At 39.9% G+C, this 20,175-nt stretch carries 19 protein-coding genes and 1 tRNA gene; 6 read left to right on the top strand and 14 right to left on the bottom strand.

All coding sequences use genetic code 11. The annotated features are described in order from the left end of the window. Window positions 1-39: 39 nt before the first annotated feature. The 5 genes from DQ356_RS08785 to DQ356_RS08760 form a co-directional block, all read right to left on the bottom strand. Complete coding sequence (locus tag DQ356_RS08785) at window positions 40-1,263, bottom strand: NADH-quinone oxidoreductase subunit D (protein ID WP_114304121.1); 1,224 nt, start codon at window positions 1,261-1,263, stop codon at window positions 40-42. A gap of 23 nt (window positions 1,264-1,286) precedes the next feature. Beyond that, complete coding sequence (locus DQ356_RS08780) at window positions 1,287-1,781, bottom strand: NADH-quinone oxidoreductase subunit C (RefSeq protein WP_114304120.1); 495 nt, start codon at window positions 1,779-1,781, stop codon at window positions 1,287-1,289. A gap of 37 nt (window positions 1,782-1,818) precedes the next feature. Further along, window positions 1,819-2,376: an NADH-quinone oxidoreductase subunit B gene (locus tag DQ356_RS08775; protein ID WP_114304119.1), complete on the bottom strand. Its 558-nt coding sequence runs from the start codon at window positions 2,374-2,376 to the stop codon at window positions 1,819-1,821. Between the two features lie 29 nt (window positions 2,377-2,405). Beyond that, complete coding sequence (locus tag DQ356_RS08770; protein ID WP_114304118.1) at window positions 2,406-2,777, bottom strand: NADH-quinone oxidoreductase subunit A; 372 nt, start codon at window positions 2,775-2,777, stop codon at window positions 2,406-2,408. Between the two features lie 386 nt (window positions 2,778-3,163). Beyond that, the gene (locus tag DQ356_RS08760; RefSeq protein ID WP_114304116.1) at window positions 3,164-4,288 is read right to left on the bottom strand and encodes a GNAT family N-acetyltransferase; all 1,125 of its coding nucleotides are present in this window, start codon (window positions 4,286-4,288) and stop codon (window positions 3,164-3,166) included. A gap of 124 nt (window positions 4,289-4,412) precedes the next feature. Between DQ356_RS08760 and DQ356_RS08755 the strand changes: the two genes are divergently transcribed. Next, the gene (locus DQ356_RS08755; RefSeq protein ID WP_114304115.1) at window positions 4,413-5,102 is read left to right on the top strand and encodes a zinc metallopeptidase; all 690 of its coding nucleotides are present in this window, start codon (window positions 4,413-4,415) and stop codon (window positions 5,100-5,102) included. Here DQ356_RS08755 and DQ356_RS08750 read toward each other — a convergent pair. The 7 genes from DQ356_RS08750 to DQ356_RS08720 form a co-directional block, all read right to left on the bottom strand. Beyond that, the gene (locus DQ356_RS08750) at window positions 5,099-5,701 is read right to left on the bottom strand and encodes an IMPACT family protein (protein WP_114304114.1); all 603 of its coding nucleotides are present in this window, start codon (window positions 5,699-5,701) and stop codon (window positions 5,099-5,101) included. The genes DQ356_RS08755 and DQ356_RS08750 overlap by 4 nt on opposite strands. A gap of 20 nt (window positions 5,702-5,721) precedes the next feature. Beyond that, window positions 5,722-6,747: a bifunctional diaminohydroxyphosphoribosylaminopyrimidine deaminase/5-amino-6-(5-phosphoribosylamino)uracil reductase RibD gene (ribD, locus tag DQ356_RS08745; protein ID WP_114304267.1), complete on the bottom strand. Its 1,026-nt coding sequence runs from the start codon at window positions 6,745-6,747 to the stop codon at window positions 5,722-5,724. A gap of 58 nt (window positions 6,748-6,805) precedes the next feature. Continuing rightward, window positions 6,806-8,614 carry a DUF349 domain-containing protein gene (locus DQ356_RS08740; RefSeq protein ID WP_114304266.1) on the bottom strand — a complete coding sequence of 603 codons (1,809 nt, stop codon included), beginning with the start codon at window positions 8,612-8,614 and terminating at the stop codon, window positions 6,806-6,808. Between the two features lie 521 nt (window positions 8,615-9,135). Next, window positions 9,136-9,861, bottom strand: a complete 726-nt coding sequence (locus DQ356_RS08735; RefSeq protein WP_114304113.1) for a shikimate dehydrogenase family protein — start codon at window positions 9,859-9,861, stop codon at window positions 9,136-9,138. A gap of 67 nt (window positions 9,862-9,928) precedes the next feature. Beyond that, window positions 9,929-11,695 carry an endonuclease gene (locus tag DQ356_RS08730; RefSeq protein WP_114304112.1) on the bottom strand — a complete coding sequence of 589 codons (1,767 nt, stop codon included), beginning with the start codon at window positions 11,693-11,695 and terminating at the stop codon, window positions 9,929-9,931. Between the two features lie 56 nt (window positions 11,696-11,751). Next, window positions 11,752-12,957, bottom strand: coding sequence for an ABC transporter permease (locus DQ356_RS08725; RefSeq protein WP_114304111.1), 1,206 nt, complete (start codon window positions 12,955-12,957; stop codon window positions 11,752-11,754). A 15-nt stretch (window positions 12,958-12,972) separates the two neighbouring features. Further along, window positions 12,973-13,335: a ribosome-binding factor A gene (locus DQ356_RS08720; protein ID WP_114304110.1), complete on the bottom strand. Its 363-nt coding sequence runs from the start codon at window positions 13,333-13,335 to the stop codon at window positions 12,973-12,975. An 80-nt stretch (window positions 13,336-13,415) separates the two neighbouring features. Here DQ356_RS08720 and mce point away from each other — a divergent pair, with 80 nt between their 5' ends. The 3 genes from mce (at window position 13,416) to DQ356_RS08705 (ending at window position 14,810) form a co-directional block, all read left to right on the top strand. Then, a complete protein-coding gene (gene mce / locus DQ356_RS08715; RefSeq protein ID WP_114304109.1) occupies window positions 13,416-13,814 on the top strand; it encodes a methylmalonyl-CoA epimerase in 399 nt (132 codons plus the stop codon). A 64-nt stretch (window positions 13,815-13,878) separates the two neighbouring features. Further along, window positions 13,879-13,952 (top strand) — tRNA-Ile (locus DQ356_RS08710). Window positions 13,953-14,123: 171 nt separating this feature from the next. Beyond that, a complete protein-coding gene (locus DQ356_RS08705; protein ID WP_114304108.1) occupies window positions 14,124-14,810 on the top strand; it encodes a DedA family protein in 687 nt (228 codons plus the stop codon). A 37-nt stretch (window positions 14,811-14,847) separates the two neighbouring features. Here the strand turns inward: DQ356_RS08705 and DQ356_RS08700 are convergent, their stop codons facing one another. Then, window positions 14,848-15,681, bottom strand: coding sequence for an alpha/beta hydrolase (locus tag DQ356_RS08700; protein WP_228420698.1), 834 nt, complete (start codon window positions 15,679-15,681; stop codon window positions 14,848-14,850). 226 nt (window positions 15,682-15,907) lie between these two features. On the opposite strand from DQ356_RS08700, the gene DQ356_RS08695 reads away from it, so the two are divergent. Further along, entirely contained in the window at window positions 15,908-17,584 is a 1,677-nt protein-coding gene (locus tag DQ356_RS08695; RefSeq protein WP_114304106.1) for a T9SS type A sorting domain-containing protein, read from the top strand. Window positions 17,585-17,642: 58 nt separating this feature from the next. Here the strand turns inward: DQ356_RS08695 and DQ356_RS08690 are convergent, their stop codons facing one another. After that, the gene (locus tag DQ356_RS08690) at window positions 17,643-19,235 is read right to left on the bottom strand and encodes a peptide chain release factor 3 (protein ID WP_114304105.1); all 1,593 of its coding nucleotides are present in this window, start codon (window positions 19,233-19,235) and stop codon (window positions 17,643-17,645) included. 96 nt (window positions 19,236-19,331) lie between these two features. On the opposite strand from DQ356_RS08690, the gene DQ356_RS08685 reads away from it, so the two are divergent. After that, complete coding sequence (locus DQ356_RS08685) at window positions 19,332-20,171, top strand: CPBP family intramembrane glutamic endopeptidase (RefSeq protein WP_228420697.1); 840 nt, start codon at window positions 19,332-19,334, stop codon at window positions 20,169-20,171. Window positions 20,172-20,175 lie beyond the last annotated feature (4 nt).

Raw genomic sequence — 20,175 nt, 5'->3', positions numbered from 1 at the left:
TTTTTTTTAATTTTTTTTCTTTTTCTCTGACTTTCGGCTTTATGCATCCAGTTCTCCGGCAATCACGTTCATGGAACACATGGTTACAATAGCGTCCGAAATCATGGATCCTTTGATCATTTCCGGATAAGCCTGATAGTAAATAAAACACGGCCTTCTGAAGTGCAGCCTGTATGGAGATCTGCCGCCGTCGCTCACCAGATAGAATCCAAGTTCGCCATTTCCTCCTTCCACAGCGTGATAAACTTCGCCTTTCGGTACGTCTGTTTCACCCATCACAATCTTGAAGTGATAAATCAGCGCTTCCATATTATTGTAAACATCGGCTTTTTCGGGCAAATAAAATTCGGGAACATCTGCATGGAAATCTCCATCAGGTAAGTTTTTATAAGCTTGCTCAATGATTTTTAAGCTTTCCCAAACTTCCTGCTGGCGCACCATAAAACGGTCGTAAGTATCTCCAGAAGTTCCAACCGGAATAATAAAATCAAAATCCTGATAAGAAGAATAAGGATTGGCTACCCGTACATCATAATCTACGCCTGTTGCCCGAAGGTTTGGCCCTGTAAATCCGTAGCTTAAAGCTCTTTCGGCTGATATTCCTCCTACATTGATACAGCGATCCATAAAAATCCGGTTTCTTTCATTCAAGGCACAAAATTCGCCCCATATTTTCGGGAATTTTTTGAGCCAAGCTTGCAAAAGTTCATGAAATTTTGGAGAAAAATCTCTTTCAAAACCGCCGATTCTTCCCATATTTGTGGTCATTCTTGCTCCGCAGATCTGCTCATACAACTCATAAATAGCTTCTCTTTCGCGGAAAAGATAGGTGAGTCCGGTGATAGCTCCCGCATCCATAGCGGTTACGCCATTGCATACGAGGTGATCTGCAATACGGGCGATTTCCATCATGATAACCCTCATATAATCTACCCGTTTTGGAACTTCGCAACCGATGAGTTTTTCCACTGTCATGTGCCATCCTAAGTTATTGATGGGCGCTGAGCAGTAGTTCATACGGTCTGTTAATGTGGTGATTTGAGCAAAATTTCTTCGCTCACAGATTTTTTCATACGCCCTGTGTATATAACCTATAGTTTGCTCCGAATGCAGGATTTTTTCGCCGTCCATAGTAAGGACGTTTTCAAAAATACCGTGCGTTGCCGGATGCGTAGGTCCTAAATTCAGGGTGTACAACTGTCCGTCAACATGCTCTTCGGAAGAATATTGGCTGATGATATTTGATAATTTGTTGTCTTTCATAATTTTGGCTTTGGGTGCAGCATTTATCTTCCGAACATTTTATCATCCTTGTCAGTCCTGGTGCCGTCTTCAAGGCGGTATTCTTTCAACATCGGATGATACCCAAGGTCTTCCATATTCAGAATAACTCTCAGATCCGGGTGTCCCTTGAAGATGATTCCGAAGAAATCATACGTTTCACGCTCCATCCAGTTGGCGCCTGCAAACAGATCGGTAAGAGTTTCAAATTCCGCTTCCTCTCTCTTTGCAAAAGCTTTCAGTCGGATTCTGAAATTTTCTTTCATATTGTGAAGATGATAAATAACACCTAATTCCTTTTCCGGCTGTTCAGGATAATGAATACCTGTAACATCTGTCAAAAAATTAAATTCCAGAGAAGAATCGCGAAGGTGATGAATCACTTTTTTGATGTCTTCTTTTTTTATTTCCAAGGTCAGCATGCCATAAGGTTCTGAACTGTGCAGAATGCTTTCGGGAAATTCTCTGCTGAGGGCTTCTAAAACAAATTTGTTGGTCATATTATTCATTCAAAATTCAAGATTGTTGAATCTGAAATTATTGTATTCCGTAAGATTCTAAAAGTTCTTTGTATTGTGGCATATCTCTTCTTCTGATGCTCTCGCTCTGAGCGAGTGCCTGAACTTGCATTACACCTTCTATGATTTGCTCGGGCCTTGGCGGACATCCCGGTACATATACATCTACAGGAATTATTTTGTCAATTCCCTGTAATACAGAATAAGTGTCAAAAATTCCTCCGCTGCTGGCGCACGCTCCTACGGCAACTACCCATCTAGGTTCTGCCATCTGAGTGTAAACTTGTTTCAAAACGGGACCTAATTTTTTGGAAATAGTTCCGCATACCATCAGCATATCGGCGTGGCGCGGTGAAAAAGAGTTTCTTTCCATTCCGAATCTTGCACCATCAAAAGTTGGATTCAGGAAAGCCATATATTCGATACCGCAACATGAAGTGGCAAAGGGTAGTGGCCAAAGTGAATGGCTTCTTGCCAAACCAATAACACTGCTTAATTTAGTAGCAAAGAAACCTTCTCCTTCCAAGCCATCGGGTGGAGTGGCATCCATTCTTACGGTTGGTTTATTATCTGACATAATGTTTTTTCTTTTTAAAAATTAAAATTTTATCGATCCCAATCCAATGCGCCGCGTTTCCACACATAAAGAAATGCGAGGAAAAAAACAGAAACAAAGGTAAGAACCGCTAAAAATCCTTCCATTCCAAATTCCCGGAAATTAACCGCATAAGGATAGAAGAATACGATTTCCACATCGAATAATACAAAGAGCACAGCGGTGAGGAAATATTTAACCGAGAAAGGAGTTCTTGCATTGCCTTCTACTTCCACTCCGCATTCAAACGTGTCATTCTTAGCATTCTTGGCCTTACTTTGTTTTGGGCCCAGAAAATGAGTGCCGGCAAGAGAGAGTAATACAAAACCCAACCCTACAGCTGCCTGTATAATAATGGGAATGTAATTTTCAGGTAAATTCATAATCTTTTTTTTACTTTCCGGGATGGCTGATTTTATCCATCAGTATAAGTTTAGAACGGAATGATGAATCTTTTATTTCTATCATTTCCGCACTCCATAGTCTGCAAATTTAATGATTATTACCTTAAAAACAGAATCTAAACCTTAAAAATCAAAGGTGATAAAAATAAGCTTTAGGTAATTTATAATAATTCAAAATAATTATTTTCGGGAAGTTTTTTTAATCTTCCGAAGCGCCAGAAAAGCAAGGTATCCAATGTAAAGAAACAGAAAACTGGCAAACAAAATATTGATTATGGTGTTTGTTTTTTCGTCCTCTACCTGAAAAAATTGGTTGTAAAGGATAAAAATTGCGATCAAAACGGCATAAATATAGAGTTGCTTTTTCATAGTATGAGGGAATACGTTCGTCTTCTTTTATGATTTATCGGCTCATAATCTTGCCAAAGAAGTTGGATGGCTTTATTTTCTTCCAACTCAGGATTCGTTTCGAGATATTTCACTCCTTTTTGTTTAAAAACCTCATAGATTTCTTTAAAAATAACCGAAGTAATCCCTCTTTTCTGATAATCGGGATGAATGCCAATAAGATAAAAATTTGCTCTGTCGTTTCTTTTTCCAGCTTGCAACAGATGCCACCAACCAAAAGGAAACAGTCTGCCGTTCGCTTTTTGAAGTGCTTTTGAATACGAAGGCATGGTGATGGCGAACGAAATTAATTTTCCCTGAGAATCTGTGATGGCGACGATGTAATCCTTGTCAATAAATTTAAAATATTTGTCACGGTAGGTGTGAATTTGTTCATCCGTAATCGGAGTATAGCTGGAGAGATGTCTATAAGTTTCGTCCAATAGCTTGAACATGGGTTCTACATAGGGAAGAATTTCTTTCTTTGAATTAAATTTAAGGACTTTAAGTTGATATTTTTGGAGAATGAGATCATTAAACCTGATGATTTTTTCCGGCAGTTGTTCTGGAAATACCAGCTCATATTCAACCCATTCTTTCTCTTTTTCTAATCCTGCTTTTTCAAAATGCTCAGCATAATAGGGCGCGTTGTAAATGCCGATCATGGTGGCCAAACGGTCGAAACCTTTGGTCAGCACACCTGATTTGTCCAGATTGGTAAATCCCATCGGGCCTTCTATTTTCGGAATGTTTTTTTTCCTGGCAAAATCTTTTATTTTTTCGATCAGCACTTGCGAAACCTCGGGGTCATCAATAAAATCGATCCATCCGAACCGGACTTTATCGATGCCAAGTTCTTCTTTTTCTTTAAAATTAATGATTGCGGCAGTTCTTCCAACGATTTTCTGATCTCTGTAGGCGAGATATAGTCGCGCTTCAGAATATTGTAAAGCGGGATTATGACGGGGATTCCAAATTTCTTTCTCTTCCGCAATGAGTGGCGGAACAAAATTTTTGTTATTTTTGTAAAGTTCCATCGGAAATGTAATGAAAGCCATCATTTCTTTGGCGGATTTTACTTCAATAACTGAGATCTCGGACATGATGTTTCAGGCTTTTGGATTTCAATACACAAATATAGCTGAAACTTGTCATAATGGGCTTTATTTGGCATAGTTTTTACATAAAATGTTAAGAAAAAAATAATCAAAATTTTATACAAACACAATGAGTTATTACTTAATTATCGGAGCTGTTTTTATCATAAGTATGATCGTACAGAACAGGCTCCGTTCAAAATTCGCCCATTACTCGAATGTTCATTTGCAGAATGGAATGTCCGGAAAAGAAATTGCTGAAAAAATGCTGCGAGACAACGGGATTCAGGATGTGCAGGTCATCTCTGTTCCTGGACAGCTTACAGACCACTATAATCCACAAAATAAAACCATTAATTTATCTGAAGGTGTTTATATGCAGAGAAATGCAGCTGCCGCAGCAGTGGCAGCTCACGAAACAGGACATGCAGTACAACATGCAGTAGGATATTCCATGCTGCAACTTCGTTCCAAAATGGTTCCTGCGGTCAACATTTCTTCTAGGCTTCTTCAGTTCGTACTGATGGCTGGTATTCTGGTGATGGCCACCAGCGGAAATAAAACCTTACTTCTGGCAGGGGTTATCCTATTTGCGGTCACCACTCTTTTTGCTTTCGTTACTTTACCTGTGGAATATGATGCGAGCAACCGGGCATTGGCTTGGCTGAGAAGTTCTGGGACACTGGCCAATAATGCTGAATATGAAGGCGCTCAGGACAGTTTGAAATGGGCTGCCAGAACCTACGTTGTTGCGGCATTAGGTTCGCTTGCACAGCTCATTTATTTTGCTTCACTGCTTACAGGAAGAAGCAGCGATTAAGTTGCAAAACTAAAAGAAACATGAAGCATTTCGGACAATTGTTCTGAAATGCTTTTTTTTTGCGACAATTTTACCATGGCACGGATACGGCAGTTATGTTCACTTTCAAACTCGATAATCTGCGCTCCGGCTTTGTTGAGAAGGGTGAAAATAAGATGTTGCTGGCTGAAACTGAAACTTGCAGAAAGTTCTGTCTCAAGTTCCCGGGTAATAATTTTTGAAGATTCCAACGTCAGTTTTGCGGTTTCTTTATACGCTTTTACCAATCCTGAAACACCGAGTTTTGTGCCACCATAATACCGGACAACGATCAGAAGAATATTGGTAACTGCATGTGCTAACAACTGATTGTAAATCGGAAGTCCAGCGCTTCCTGCAGGTTCTCCGTCATCGTTGGCTCTGTGCAATTCACCTTCAAGTCCGATTCGAAAAGCATAACAATGGTGTGTAGCCTTTGGATGTTCCGTTTTTACAGCTTCCAGACAGGTTTTCATGCTGTTTTCATCATGAACCGGAAACGCATAACCGATAAATTTACTTCCTTTTTCTTTTAAAAGAACGGAATCAACAGAAGTTTCAATTGTGGTGAATTCATACATTACTGATACTTCAGTTTTAATTAATGATTTTTATAATGATATATCGTGTTTTCAGAAATTACGCTTTTCCCATCAGGAGCAACGGGCAGAACCGGAGCTACTGTTCCTTTTTTGAAATGTAGGTGTTCATTATGAATCACCACGGCTTCGTCCCAAAGAGAACTGTCAATAAATTGTTGAAGGGTGTTTCTGCCACCTTCTACCATCACCGATTGTATCTGTTCCTCAAAGAGAGTGGCCATCAGATGTTTCAGAAAATGTTGTCTTTCTGTTTTAATGAAAGTAAGATGACCTTCTTGCATTTCTTTTACAGAGTTGAAAATAAACGTTTTCGCTTCAGCATTAAAAATATTAAAATCAGAAGGAACTTTCAAATCAAAATCGATAAGAATCCTGATTGGGTTTTTCCCCGAAACCTGACGAACTGTAAGGCTGGGATTATCGTTCAGAGCAGTGTTGGTTCCCACTAAAATAGCATGTTCCTCGGCGCGCATCTGATGCATATATTGATGGGTAATTTGGGCGGAGATTGCTGCCGGCTGGAAATTTTTGTCCATAAAACCGTCTGCAGACTGTGCCCATTTCAGAAGGATGTAGGGTCTTTTTTTCTCATGATAAGTGAAAAATCTTTTGTTTAACTCCCGACATTCTTTTTCAAGAACTCCCGTCGTTACGTCAATTCCGGCTTGTTTCAGTAATTTTATACCTTGTCCGCAAACTTTTTCATTACAGTCTGTACTTCCGATTACCACTCTTTTGAAACCAATTTCCACGAGTTTCGCAGCGCAGGGTGGTGTTTTTCCGTAATGGGAACAGGGTTCAAGGGAAACATACAGCGTAGATTCCCGCAAAAGTTCTGGATTTTTAACTGACGCGATAGCATGAATTTCGGCGTGAGGGCTTCCCGCCCGTTGATGATACCCTTCTCCGATAATGACGCCGTTATGCACAATAACACATCCAACCAAAGGATTCGGAAAAGTGTTTCCTGCTGCTTTTTCAGCAAGTTCTATACACCGGTGAAGGTAGATTTCATCATGATTCATAGGATTAAAAAAGGCGAAGTCTTGATGCTCCGCCACTTTTTTTTAATAGGATGTAAATTTATTCGCCTCCAATGATTTGATGAAGGCTTTGTTTCATAGATTCCAACTGAGCCTTTTTTTGATCAATTGTGTTGTAAGTATCTCTCAAAAGCGGATTTTCACGGGAAGGATTGGTAAAAAATCCAATGTTGTTTTCCAGTTTTACAATCTCCGCTTCCAGATCTCCAATCTGATTCTTGATTTTTCGGGCTTTATCGGTAATTTGACCTTCGCTCAATCCATCTTCTTTCAGTTCATAATCATGGATTTTGTTCAGCTTCATCTTTTCTCTCATGGTTTTGTTAAACTCAGAGTTGATGCTGATTTTTTCTCTCGGTACTTTCCCGATATTGTTCCATGAAGTTTTGATTTGTTCTATTTTTTCTACGCTTCCTTCTTCATCGGTCACGTTTTTCAATTCTTCAAGAAGTGCTTTTTTCTGCTGAAAATTCTCTTTCCAGTTATCATTTTGCACATTGTTTTTTGCTCTGTATTGGTTGAAGAAAACATTGCAAGCTTCGCGAAACTCGTCCCACACTTTATTGGCCATACTTCTGGGAACATGCCCGATCGTTTTCCAGTCATCCTGAAGTTTTTTGAACAGCGGAACAGCAGTATCCCAATCTTCAGAATGCATATTATCTTTGGCAGTTTGGATGAGTTTCATTTTTTCATCCAGATTGTGTTGCTGATTGTGTTTCAGATTTTTGTAGAATTCATTTTTAGCGGAATTAAAGTTCCGGATGGTTTCTTTAAAATCATTCCAGTTCTGATTGGATATTTTTCTGGGAACATTTCCGGTTTTCAGGAAGTTGGCCCGTAATTCTTCCATAGTTTTTATGGCGGTTTGCCAATAATGATGATTGGGTTCCTTCTCCGGTGAAGCCAGTTTCTTAATTTCCTCGATAATGTTGTTCTTTTTCTCCAGATTCTCTTGTTGCTCCGCTTCTATTTGAGCGTTCAACTCACTCTTTCTTTCATGTATCCTGTTAGAAATTTCTTTAAACACCTCCCATGTTTTTTCTCTGAATTCTTCTGCAACAGGTTCAGCTTCCTCTTTCCACAATTTGTGCAGAAACTGCAGTTCGTTCAATGCTTTCTGTACGGAAGATTCTTTTTCCAACTCTTGAGCTCTTTCAATAATATGTTGTCTTTTCTCAAGATTATGGCTGTATTCCTGTTCCAGATATTCCTTGTTCATATCCAGCATCTGATAAAACTGATTCAGATGATGAAAGTAATTGTTATTCAGTATTTTAAATTCTGATTTAGCTACTTGTCCGGCATTTCCCCACTCTTGTTTTATTTCCCGGATTTCTTTAAAAAGATTCACTCCCGGTTCCGAATTGGTATATAGATTTTTCAACCTCTCAATGATACTTTGTCGTTGTTCCAGATTTTTTGCCTGTTCCGCATCTTGCTGTTGGTGAAAAGCATCTTGTTTTTCCCTGAAAATGGAAATTAATCCGGAAAGTTTGGCCTGAGAAGGGTGTTCATAATGAACTCGCTCTTCCGGAAGTTCTGTATCAGCAGCTTGATTTTTATGCTCTTCAGATTCATCATGAATGATTTTGAAAGCATGTTCTTTCAGTTGGTGGAATTTTTTATGGTAAGCTCCGGCATTATTTAGATTAATCAGCTGTTCCATTCGCTCCATGATCTGTGGCAGAGTAAGTCCGGAAAGTTCGTCTTCTTTATGTTCGTCTTCCAAAGCTTCGTGAATTTCTTCAGATTCTTCAGCTACAGGTTTTTCTTCAGAAATAACTTCAGATTTCGGTTCCAGCTTGTTCTCTTCAGCAGAAGTTTGCTTCAGCTCTTCAGGCGCCATTTCAGGCTTCGGATCTTCATGAGCCGGAATCTCTTCTTCTGCATTTTCAGAAGAAGTTTGAATTTGATCTTCAGAGATTGGTTGAACAGCTTGGTTTTCAGTGTTGTTTTCTTGATTTTCTGATGCTGGCTGAACCTGTTCTTTTTCAGAACTGTCCTGAATTTCTTCAGGTTGTTTAGTGTCAGGTTCTTCTTCAGAAGAAACTTCAGACTTCGGTTCATTGGAAGTTTCTTTTCCTTCTTCATAAACAGCTTCTATTTGAGAATCTTCCGGAGCTGAAATCTCTTTTTCAGCATTTTCAGAATTGGGTTGGATCTTATTTTCAGACGTTGACGGTTGAGCCGCTTTATTTTCAGCGTTCATGTCTTGGTTTTCGGAATTGGGCTGGTCCGTAATCATAGCAAATCTTTTTGAGATAAAGGTCAATATATACAGAGTATGGCGATGGTGCCACAATCAGGCAATAAATATAATAATTTTTTTTTGAAACCTCATTTGGGATTTACTTTTTTTAGCATGCATCAACGGTTCCAGAGTTGCCAAGCTTTTTCTGCCTGTTGTTCAAGCATATAGAGGCCGTTCAGCGTAGTGGCGCCGGATATTCCAGCTTTTTTCAAAAAATGCGTAACCGGAGGATTGTAGATGAGATCAATCACCAAATGTTGTGGACTTAGGCTCTCAAAAGGGAAAGGTACACAATCTTCCGTCGCCGGAAACGTGCCGACAGGGGTACACTGCACAATAATCCGGCGTTGTTGAACAAACTCCGGACTGAGATTTTCGAAATTTAGATTTCCTTTCCGGCTCACTGTTTCATAAGGAATATCCATTTGTCTGAAAACATACTGTACTGCTTTTGCTGCACCGCCGTTTCCTAAGATTAATGCGCTGTTGTGAAAATCTTTCTTTAGAAGGAGCAGGCTTTTCTCAAATCCTACAGCATCGGTATTGTATCCGGTTTTCTTCCCGTTTCGGATCGCGATCACATTCACAGCTCCAATTTGTTGTGCTTCTTCACTCAGCTCATCTAAGTAAGGAAGAATCTGTTCTTTATAAGGAATGGTGACATTCAGCCCGGAAAGTCGTTCTATTCTGAAAATCTTGTCTATTTCTTGAATATCTTTGAGATCAAAAACCTGATAGGTGTCTTCCAGCATTAGACGGTCAAATTTATCGCTGAAATACTTTTGGGAAAAAGAGTAGGAGATATTACGGCCGATCAGCCCGAAAATTCTTGGTGGCTTCATCCTTCAAAAATACAAAAAAGACTCAGTAAAACTGAGCCCTTGATGATGATTTTTGCGATGTTTAAAGTTATCGAACAATAATTTTATGAGATTTTCCGTCTAATACCAGCAAGTAAGTTCCTCTTGCAAGATGATTAAGATGGATTTCAGAGGAAGTTTTGAACGGATGCGCAATGCGTTGCATCAAACGTCCTTCCAAGCTATAAATCTCAGCACTCATTATTTTCTTGAGATATTTTCCTTTTACATACAATACGCCGTTTACTACAGGATTAGGATACACTTTTATAGTTTCCTGTACATTGTTTTCAGCGGTATTTAAGGTGTAACATGACCATGTAAGATCATCTATTGCTACACGTTCTCCAGAGTTAGGTTGAATAACTTTAATCACCACATCTCCTGTAATATTCAGATTACTCAAAGTAGTTGTAGTAACTGTTGAGCTGTATGGAATGGTTCCAACGTTGGCTCCGTTGATTTCTACATTTAAATTTCCGCCACTTCCGGAAAATTTCAACTGCGTTGTCAAGGTGATGGAACTGATTCCTCCCGAAATTGAGGAAGAGGTAAGGCTTCCGTTGCGAATGGTAATTGCTTTGTTGTTGATAGTTTCGTCGGTTCTGGCATCGGTCGCCGTCCAAGTAATTCCGTTGTTGGTCCAGGTTCTGCTGCTGTAACTTCCGGAATTTGTTGTAGGAATATTTTCAAAATCTTCTGTACCGCAACTTCCTCCCGGAGTTCCGGCAAGGGTGGTAGCAGAAATGGTATTGCTGGCAGCGGAGGAGTTTCCTGAACTATCCTTGGCAATAACATAAAAAGAATATGTAGTGGAAGCTGTCAGTCCGGAAATGTTAGCGGAAGTTCCTGTTACGGTAGAGTGGTAGGTTCCGTTCATATAAATATCATAAGCCGCAACAGCGATATTATCTGTAGAAGCTGTCCAGCTTAACGAAACAGAATTTGTAGTAGTTCCGGTCGCGGTTAGTGCTGTTGGTGCTGTTGGGGGCGTACTGTCCGGTGTTCCCCAAATGTCATTTACCCATTGCGGATTATCAATAAAAGGATTCCGGTTTCCCTGAAAAGTATAGGAAGCATTATTTCTGGAAATTTCTGCATTGGATACAGGATCCTGAATGTGCCACAGCATCAGCTGCTGAAGCTGCCAGTTTTGAAGTCCAGGATAAGCACTTCCTCCCAACATATTTCCGGAATTGAAACCGCTCAATTGCGTTTCATAACGCGTTACAAAATAAAAAATCATTCTCGCTACGTCACCTTTAAAAGCGTCGATAGGCTCAAAAACAGTTCCTGAATATCCCGGGGAAATAGAACTGCCCACTTTTGATCCGTTGAGGGAAGTAAAAGATGCGCTGCCCACTTTCCCAAAAGGATAATTGCTTCGCATTCCGTTCACTTTTCCGTCGGTAGCACGTACAGTATGAATGTCATTTTTCATCGGGCTGCCTTCGTTAAATAGACTTTGTGGAACAATATGTTCGCGGTTATAACAGTCGCCTTCATTGGAATAATTTCCACATTGTTTTTGTCCAGGAGTAAAGTTATAAGGATCTGGACCATTAGGGTTTTCTGAATAAATGTCGAGAACAGTTCCGTCGTTTTCATAAAAATAATCACGGTCGGTAGTCATATAACCAGTCCAGAGTCCGTTATATCCCTGATCGGAATGTCCGTTGGTGATAATTTGTTTCAGTTTCGTTTTCAAGGCTGCACCGGTTAGGGTAGCAGTCCCATTATAATATCCCGCTGGAGGTTGCGCATCGGCATAGTGCCCAGCCAGAATAAACAAAAGTACTATGAGTATTTTTTTCATTATAAGTGACATAAAAAATAAACGGCAAAATTACGAAAAAATAAATAGGCAACAGATCAGGAACGGATGATATATCTCCTGTTAATTTTTGAAAATAACCACGAAACGGCAAATCCAAAACCTCCCGCTGTAAGGGTAACCAAGACATAATTAATCGGTTCTATTTTCACAGGAAAAGGAAGGGTCGGGTTGGCCATGAAAATGCCCGTATGCAGTTGTAGCAGGCAGATGAGTGTTCCGATAATCAACCCGGAGACAATTCCTGCAAACACAATCAGAAGGCCGGTAAAGAAATAGGTGCGCCGGAGATGATGCAGCGGAAAACCAAGAGAGATCAACGATAGCGACTGGTTCTTTTTGTCTAGCTGAAGGATAATAATTGCGCCCGCCAGATTGAAAGTTGTGATGAGAATGACCAATCCGAAAATAAGATAAATAAAAAGTTTTTCGATGTTAATCATCTTCCAGAAAGCAGCGTTTTCTTCATTTTTCGTGGTGATGGTGTACGGACTTCCCAGTTTCTGCTGAAGTTCTTTTTTTATTTTATCTGTAGCAGCGGGATCTTTCAGCTGAATGACGATTTGATAAGCCGCATTCTTAGGAAGTTCCAAGAGTTGCTGTGTGATTTCGATAGGGCCGATAATATAATTGTTCAGCTGATCGTTTCCGGAGAAAACACCGCTCACATACACATCTTTTTTATTGAAAATATCTTCCTCTTTCTGAATCAGACCGGTTCCTGCTTTTGGCATAAAGACCGTGGCAAAATCTAGTCCGTCGCCTACAGGAACAGCGAGCCGGTTGTTCAAGCTGTGCTCCATAAGCACTTCATTGGAATATTTAAAACTGGGATAAGTGCCGTAAAAAACATTTTTATGAATAGGATTTACACTGGTATAAGCAGAATCCACTCCCCGAAGAACTGCAATATCCCCTTTGCCGGAATAATCTATATAAACTTTTTCCTCAATTACTTTGGAATATGCTGCAACAGACGGCTCTTTCTTCAGGACAGATTCCAGTGCAGGAATATCTTTCAGGGTTTTTCCTGATTTGCTTTTTATGGTAAGGTCAGCATGAAGGTCGGAGATGAGTTCCCGGTTCAGTTCTTCCAATCCGGAAAATACAGAAACAATGATGAACATCGCAGCCACAGCCACCGTCATGGCAATTGCGGCAAGCCAGGTAATAAAAGTAACCGCTGTACTGCCTTTTCGGGCAATCAGATAACGTCTTGCAATGTACAGAGGTGTGTTTTTCAAAGCGGCAGATTTATGCTATAAAACAGGATTATCTCCTTCGCCCCGCAGTTCGCGTTCTATTTTTTCCACATCGTCCAGAGAAGTGTCCAGATAAAACTGAAGATCAGGAATTATACGAACCTGTTTTGCCATTTTCTGTCCCAAATAGTTGCGGTATTGCGCTTTATTGGTTTCTATTTCTTTCATCACAGGACCTCTAAACTCCTGCGGAAAAATGCTGAGGTAAATTCTTGCGATACCCAGATCTGGAGTTACTTTAGCATCAGAAACCGATACCAGAAAATTCTGTTTGCTTTCTGAAGCCTGCTTTCTGAAGAGTTCCGCGAAATCTTCCTGAATAATCTGAGCTATTTTTCTCTGTCTATTGCTTTCGTTCATAATGCAAATTTAGTACTTTTGTCTGAAATCTACAGTCTCGGTGATGAACCAAAACAGTTAGATTAATTTTTTAACAACATATGAAAATAGAACATTTAGGAATTGCCGTGAAATCGCTGGAAAATGCAGATTTGCTTTTTTCAAAACTTCTGGGAGCTGAACCATATAAGCACGAAACCGTCGAGAGGGAAGGCGTCACGACTTCATTTTACAAAACGGGAGAGAGTAAAATCGAACTTCTGGAAGCATCCAATGCCGAAAGTCCTATCGCAAAATTCATCGAAAAAAGAGGCGAAGGTATTCATCATATCGCTTTGGGGGTTGAAAATATCGCAAAAGAAGTTGAACGGTTGAAAAAAGAAGGGTTTATTTTCATTTCCGAAGAGCCCAAAGAAGGTGCTGATAACAAGCTCGTTGTCTTTCTTCATCCCAAATCTACCAATGGAGTGTTGGTGGAATTATGCCAAGAAAAGCCTTAATTAGTTTTGAAATTCTGTAAAAAAGATTATTTTTGCAACCCAACAAAAGAACAAATGTTCTTCGGGTCCTATAGCTCAGTTGGTTAGAGCACCTGACTCATAATCAGGTGGTCCCTGGTTCGAGCCCAGGTGGGACCACAATCCGTCTCATGATAAAAATTGAGACGGATTTTTTTATTTTCACGATTTTTTATTCTGAATCTTTCTTTTTCTGACAGCTTTTACATTTATTAAATGGGTTGTTAAAAAAGTATTAATTATTTTCATGGAAACTGTATTTACATTATTTTTGCCCAAATCTGATAATTAATGGAGCATTTTGATAGCTGGAAAGATCTTTTAAATCCTGAATTTTATATTAAGCTTGGTGGATACTGGCTGATACTGTTCATTATTTTTGCAGAAACAGGTTTGTTTGTAGGTTTTTTCCTTCCGGGAGACAGTCTTTTATTTATTTCCGGAATTTATTCTGTCGAAATGATCAGTTCCGCGTATGGTTCCACAGGCAGCGACTTTCTCGATACAACCTTGTTGGCACTTTCTATCGCCGCCGCAGCAATCATTGGTAATGAAGTAGGTTATTGGTTCGGAAGAAAAGCCGGACCTGCACTTTACAAGAAAAATGACAACTTTTTTTATAAGAAAAAATACCTGTATCAAGCGCATAATTTTTTCGCTAAGCATGGGAGTTTGGCCATTATTCTTGCTCGTTTTCTTCCGATTGTAAGAACGTTCGTTCCGATTGTGGCAGGAATTGTAGGCATGAATAAAGGACGCTTTTTTCTTGACAATGTTCTGGGAGCACTTCTTTGGTCTTTTTCTCTGGTGTTTGCCGGACATTATCTGGATAAGCTTTTTATAGACCAATTTGGAATCGATCTGAAAGCACATTTAGAGCTTATCATCCTCATCCTCATTGTTTTTACCACATTGCCGGTACTTTTCAAAATCGTTTTCGGAAAACATGAAGAACCGGATATGCCGAATCAACCTTAGAATTGTTTAATTTTCTCAGTAAAACGTAAACAGATGGTTAGTTTTGAATCCAATCTAATATAGCGGGAAGTATAATACTATCCCGCTTTTTTTTGCTGTACAGCCGCGGTGTATGCCCTGTTTTTTTCATGAAAATAAACCGGTGCGGTACTTCCATTGCAGTCAGCACACTGTCCAAAGCAATACCTTGACTTTTATGAACCAAAACATCCCGATCTCCCTGAAAAATAAGCGTAGGAACGGCCGCAACCTGCGAAATAGGGCTCGCTTCTTTGAATTTTTCTGAAAGTTTTTTTCTGTTGAATTTCTCTCCTACCACATCTTCAATCGTAGGGGAAGTATATCTGGAATAGACTGAGTTCAGAAAGCCTGAGGTATAAAAATCGGAAGGTCCGCTCAGAGAAATAATTTTCTTTACCTGATTCGGGTTTCGGTAACCGTATAATAAGGCCAGATGCGCACCGGAACTTTCCCCTAGAAGGATATAATGATTACTCATCAGGCCTGCATTCCGGGACAAAGAATTAAATTTTTCGATCGATAGTGCAATATCTTCCAGCTGTTCACGATAAGATATTTTCTGTTTTTTGCTTACCAAACGGTAATTAATATTGACAGTCGGAATACGGTGACGATGGAGAAAATTCTGTATCTGTATCATTTTCTGCTTGCGTCCGAATTTCCAGAAACCACCATGAATAAGCAACACCACAGGAGTATCCGGGGTGTAATACGCGGGCAGAAAAATATCCATATTCTGTTTCCGGTGTTCGCCGTATTTCAGATTGAAAATTTTCTGTTCCATTCCTTTTCCTACCCAAATTCGGTGTTTGGTGTTGCAGGAAAGCAACAGAAGTGGAAATGTTAGCATCAACAAAAAGTGAAAAAAGCTCTTTTTTATCATACTTAAGCACAAAGTTACTAAAATCAGCACATTAACAAAAGTCTGTGATATGGCGGGTTAAGAGATATTATGTAGGATACAGAATGACAATAAACTGTTAATTTATGAATTTTTAGCTGACTTTGTTAAACTAATGTTTTTTTTATTTAATTTTACTTCAATATATGTCTAACTTAATTAAAATTTGTGTAATATGAAACGTAAACTATTTTTTCTGGCCATTTGGTTAATGGCTTTCGGTCTGGCAGGAGCTCAGGATCTACAATATCAGACTGCATTGATGGATAACGGAAGTACCTCCGCAAATTCAAGAGCACCACAGGGATCTCAAAGATACCAGCGTTCTGTTTACTTGATTACAGCTACGGAAATGGCAGCTTCTGGCCTTGTGAATGGCGATATACTTCGAGGAATTGGTTTTGAATATACGATACCATTGACGGCCCCAATAAGTGGTAATATCAAAATCTACCTCCAGAATACAACAGATATTGCCAATAACAAAAGCACCGCTTGGGCTACTGCGGTAACCGGAATGACTGAAGCCAGTAACGGATCTATTACGATTCCCGCTGCTGCCACACTTTTTCACGCTTTTTCAGGCGGTAGTAATTTCACTTATACTGGTGGAGGCCTTTATGTAGCTTTTGAATACCAGAATCCTTCGGGTGCTCTTGCTACAACAGGGAATACTGCATTATGTTCCACTACATTGACTGGCGGACTAAAAGGGGCTCAGAGCAACTCTGCGCTACCAACTACTTTAACGGCGTCTAACTGGAGGCCTAAAACATTTTTGGCAAAAGCAGTGGCTTGTGCTACATTGCTTAGCCCAACGATGACCGCATATACGGATAATTCAGCCACTATAAGCTGGATTGGAGTTTTGAACGCTCAGATAGAATATGGAATATCTCCCTATACACAGGGCAGCGGCGGAACTACAGCAACGGCCACTTCTTCCTCTTCTCAAACTATATCTGGTTTGATGCCGGGTAAAGCGTATGATGTTTACCTAAGAAAAGACTGCGGCGGTGGCGTGTACAGTGCTTGGACAAAAGTAACGGTAGGAACATCCAATTCAGCTCCTATCACATCTTTTCCCTATTCAATGAATTTTGAGACTGCTCCAGATCAAGCTTTTATATTTAATTTGGGCTGGGATAATAATCCTGTTGGTAATGTTGGTGGTTGGTCTTGGTACAAAGACGATACTACGGATGGCGATCCTACAAACGATTTTGCGCATTCTCCTGTTTCATTCATAGGAAGCTCTATTGCTACAACAGCACAGAATGCATGGAGTTTCTCTCCGCCATTGCAACTTGAAGCAGGAAATACTTATAACATCAGTTATTATTACCGTACTTTCAGTACAGCAGCTACCACCGCATCAGTGAGTTTTTCTGTGGGAATTAATTCTTCAAAAACAGGAACAGGAGCCACTATTTTAGCAAATCATCCGGATTATAATAACTTGACTTATGTTCAGGGTAACGTGCAATTTACTCCAAGTACGTCCGGCAATTATTACCTTGGTTTCCATAATAATACACCGGCAAGAACAGGAATTACGACCACGAATTATGTCTTTATTGATACAGTGAGCATTTCACAACAACTGGGTACCCACGAAACAGAACTGGAATCACCAAGCCTGAGCATTTATCCAAATCCAGTTGCTGATATTTTGACCGTGGAAGTAAAAGACAAGCTGAGAAACATCAGTATTTACGATCTTTCAGGAAGAAAAATGAACGTTCCGGTAGCTGGAAATACGGTGGAAGTCCGTCATCTGAAACCGGGAAGCTATTTGATCGCAATTGAAACTGACCAAGGTTCTGCGTCAGCAAAATTCATTAAGAAATAATTTTTTTGTAACACTTCAAGAAAGAATCCGCCTCAATTGAAGCGGATTCTTTTCTTATTTATTGATTGAACTCACTGATAAAATGCAATTTCACATTCGGAAATTTCTCCTGAGTCATATGAATTGTGAATGAAGAATCGGCTAGAAAAACCAGTTGTCCGTATTTGTCCCGAGCCATAAATCGTTGTTTCAGCCTTGCAAATTCCTTAAATTCTTCTGATTTTTCATCCGCTTCTATCCAGCAGGCTTTATGGATGGAGAGCGGTTCATAGGTGCATTTTGCACCGTATTCATGCTCTAAACGATATTGGATGACCTCGTATTGTAGTGCACCCACTGTTCCTATGATTTTTCTTCCGTTCATTTCCAGCGTGAAAAGTTGTGCCACACCTTCATCCATCAATTGATCAATACCTTTCGCTAATTGCTTGGCTTTCAGAGGATCGTTATTGTTGATATAACGGAAGTGTTCCGGCGAGAAGTTTGGAATTCCTTTGAAGGAAAGCTTTTCTCCTGCCGTCAGCGTGTCGCCGATCCGGAAATTTCCTGTGTCGTGAAGCCCCACAATATCACCGGGAAAACTTTCTTCCACCACTTCTTTCTTATCAGCAAAAAAAGCATTGGGCGCCGAAAATTTCATTTTTTTTCCTTCTCGAACCAGCAGATAATTTTCATTTCTTTTAAAAGTTCCCGATACAATTTTTACAAAAGCAAGACGGTCCCGATGTTTGGGATCCATATTGGCGTGAATTTTAAAAACAAATCCTGTGAAATCTTTCTCTTCCGGGCGCACCAGTCGGATATCAGATTCCCTGGGCTGCGGCATCGGAGCGATCTCGGTAAAAGCATCCAGCAGTTCCCGGACTCCAAAATTATTGAGGGCTGAGCCGAAGAAAACCGGTTGCAGATTTCCTTCCATATAATCGTCCCGGTTGAATTCCGGATAAACAGATTCCACAAGTTCCAACTCTTCACGAAGCGTGGCAGCAGCTTTTGAGCCTATCATTTCATCAACTTCAGCGTCCTGAATATCAGTAATTTTTACTGAAGTTCCTACTTTCTGCTTCTTCTCTTCCAGAAAAAATTCAATATTCTTTTCCCAGATATTATAAATGCCCTGAAAATCTGAACCCATTCCGATAGGCAAAGATAATGGCGTAACGGTAAGCCCGAGTTTCTGTTCGACTTCATCCAGCAAATCGAAAGCGTCTTTTCCCTCGCGGTCTAATTTATTGATAAATACCAGCATCGGAATATTTCTCATCCGACACACCTGTACCAGTTTTTCGGTCTGCTCTTCTACACCTTTGGCCACATCTATTACCACAATCACAGAATCTACTGCGGTTAAAGTACGATAGGTGTCTTCAGCAAAATCCTTATGTCCGGGTGTATCCAGGATATTGATTTTAAATCCTTTATATTCAAATGCTAAAACCGAGGTCGCCACAGAAATTCCCCTCTGTCTTTCAATTTCCATAAAGTCAGAGGTAGCGCCTTTTTTTATTTTGTTGGATTTCACAGCTCCCGCTTCCTGAATAGCACCTCCGAAAAGAAGGAGTTTTTCAGTAAGGGTGGTTTTTCCGGCATCGGGATGCGATATAATACCGAAGGTTTTACGTTTTTGTATTTCTTTGATAAGGTCTGACATATTGAAATTTATGGTTGCAAAAATCGGTATTTTACATGAGAACAGAAAACTTCAATATCCAAAGTTTGTTATCTTTGCCCGGAAACAAATCAAAAAATGGCTCCGGAAAAAAATATGCCTGTTTTTACCTTCGATTGGAAGGGCTTTTTCATCTTAATCGCAGGTGCTGTTATTCCGACCTTTGCGGTGGCGATGCTGAATGTCATGTTCATGTTGCTGCAGAACGAGAATCTTCAGTATAACTTCTTTTTTCTTTTACTTTCCAATGCTGTTTTATGGTTGGGAGCGATCCTCGCGTTTGATTTCTTTATTTGCAGACCCGAAACGGGAAGGAAACTTAATTTCCCCATGCATTCTCCGGATCTGAAAGCGTATCTGATTATATTTCCATTGATGTTCGGAATGATGCTGACAGCGGAATTTATCACTTCGCAAATTCCTGTTACCGGACCCGTATTTGGTCCGATGTACGAATGGTTTTCGCTGCAAATGGAAATGCTTTCCGACGATATTTCCGTTATGATTGTTTTGGCGGTAGTGATGGCACCCGTTTTTGAAGAAATTGTATTTCGCGGAATTATACAAAAAGGATTGATTAATAAAGGAATGAAGCCTGGACCTGCAATTTTATTCAGTGCTTTCCTTTTTGGTTTGGTACATTTTAATCCATGGCAATTTGCCGGTGCATTGCTGCTGGGGATCGTTCTGGGATGGGTGTATGAAAAAACTCGGTCGCTGCTGATGCCTATTTTATTGCACGCTTTCAATAACCTCGGCTCTACATTAATCATTGTATATACAGGAACAGAAAGTTTTGCCGACGCATTTTCGGTTTCAGAATATATCCTGTTGGCCATCGGATTGTTGATGGTGGCGGGATTTGGATTTTTGTTGAAGAAATACGGTTCTCAGGAAGCAGCACCTTATAATAATTAATAAA

Origin of the sequence: Chryseobacterium lacus (genome assembly GCF_003336205.1) — a bacterium.
Taxonomy (GTDB): Bacteria; Bacteroidota; Bacteroidia; order Flavobacteriales; family Weeksellaceae; genus Chryseobacterium_A; species Chryseobacterium_A lacus.
This window is presented reverse-complemented; position numbering and strand designations above follow the sequence as displayed.

What these genes read in the sequence shown, in the direction of transcription:
- DQ356_RS08755 (WP_114304115.1), top strand. Translation starts at nt 4,413, where the DNA reads ATGAGTTATTACTTAATTATCGGAGCTGTTTTTATCATAAGTATGATC.
- DQ356_RS08720 (WP_114304110.1), bottom strand. Translation starts at nt 13,335, where the DNA reads ATGAACGAAAGCAATAGACAGAGAAAAATAGCTCAGATTATTCAGGAA.
- DQ356_RS08785 (WP_114304121.1), bottom strand. Translation starts at nt 1,263, where the DNA reads ATGAAAGACAACAAATTATCAAATATCATCAGCCAATATTCTTCCGAA.
- DQ356_RS08770 (WP_114304118.1), bottom strand. Translation starts at nt 2,777, where the DNA reads ATGAATTTACCTGAAAATTACATTCCCATTATTATACAGGCAGCTGTA.
- DQ356_RS08695 (WP_114304106.1), top strand. Translation starts at nt 15,908, where the DNA reads ATGAAACGTAAACTATTTTTTCTGGCCATTTGGTTAATGGCTTTCGGT.
- ribD (WP_114304267.1), bottom strand. Translation starts at nt 6,747, where the DNA reads ATGAATCATGATGAAATCTACCTTCACCGGTGTATAGAACTTGCTGAA.
- DQ356_RS08735 (WP_114304113.1), bottom strand. Translation starts at nt 9,861, where the DNA reads ATGAAGCCACCAAGAATTTTCGGGCTGATCGGCCGTAATATCTCCTAC.
- DQ356_RS08775 (WP_114304119.1), bottom strand. Translation starts at nt 2,376, where the DNA reads ATGTCAGATAATAAACCAACCGTAAGAATGGATGCCACTCCACCCGAT.
- DQ356_RS08685 (WP_228420697.1), top strand. Translation starts at nt 19,332, where the DNA reads ATGGCTCCGGAAAAAAATATGCCTGTTTTTACCTTCGATTGGAAGGGC.
- DQ356_RS08730 (WP_114304112.1), bottom strand. Translation starts at nt 11,695, where the DNA reads ATGAAAAAAATACTCATAGTACTTTTGTTTATTCTGGCTGGGCACTAT.
- DQ356_RS08780 (WP_114304120.1), bottom strand. Translation starts at nt 1,781, where the DNA reads ATGACCAACAAATTTGTTTTAGAAGCCCTCAGCAGAGAATTTCCCGAA.
- DQ356_RS08700 (WP_228420698.1), bottom strand. Translation starts at nt 15,681, where the DNA reads ATGCTAACATTTCCACTTCTGTTGCTTTCCTGCAACACCAAACACCGA.
- DQ356_RS08760 (WP_114304116.1), bottom strand. Translation starts at nt 4,288, where the DNA reads ATGTCCGAGATCTCAGTTATTGAAGTAAAATCCGCCAAAGAAATGATG.
- DQ356_RS08740 (WP_114304266.1), bottom strand. Translation starts at nt 8,614, where the DNA reads ATGGCGCCTGAAGAGCTGAAGCAAACTTCTGCTGAAGAGAACAAGCTG.
- DQ356_RS08690 (WP_114304105.1), bottom strand. Translation starts at nt 19,235, where the DNA reads ATGTCAGACCTTATCAAAGAAATACAAAAACGTAAAACCTTCGGTATT.
- mce (WP_114304109.1), top strand. Translation starts at nt 13,416, where the DNA reads ATGAAAATAGAACATTTAGGAATTGCCGTGAAATCGCTGGAAAATGCA.
- DQ356_RS08750 (WP_114304114.1), bottom strand. Translation starts at nt 5,701, where the DNA reads ATGTATGAATTCACCACAATTGAAACTTCTGTTGATTCCGTTCTTTTA.
- DQ356_RS08705 (WP_114304108.1), top strand. Translation starts at nt 14,124, where the DNA reads ATGGAGCATTTTGATAGCTGGAAAGATCTTTTAAATCCTGAATTTTAT.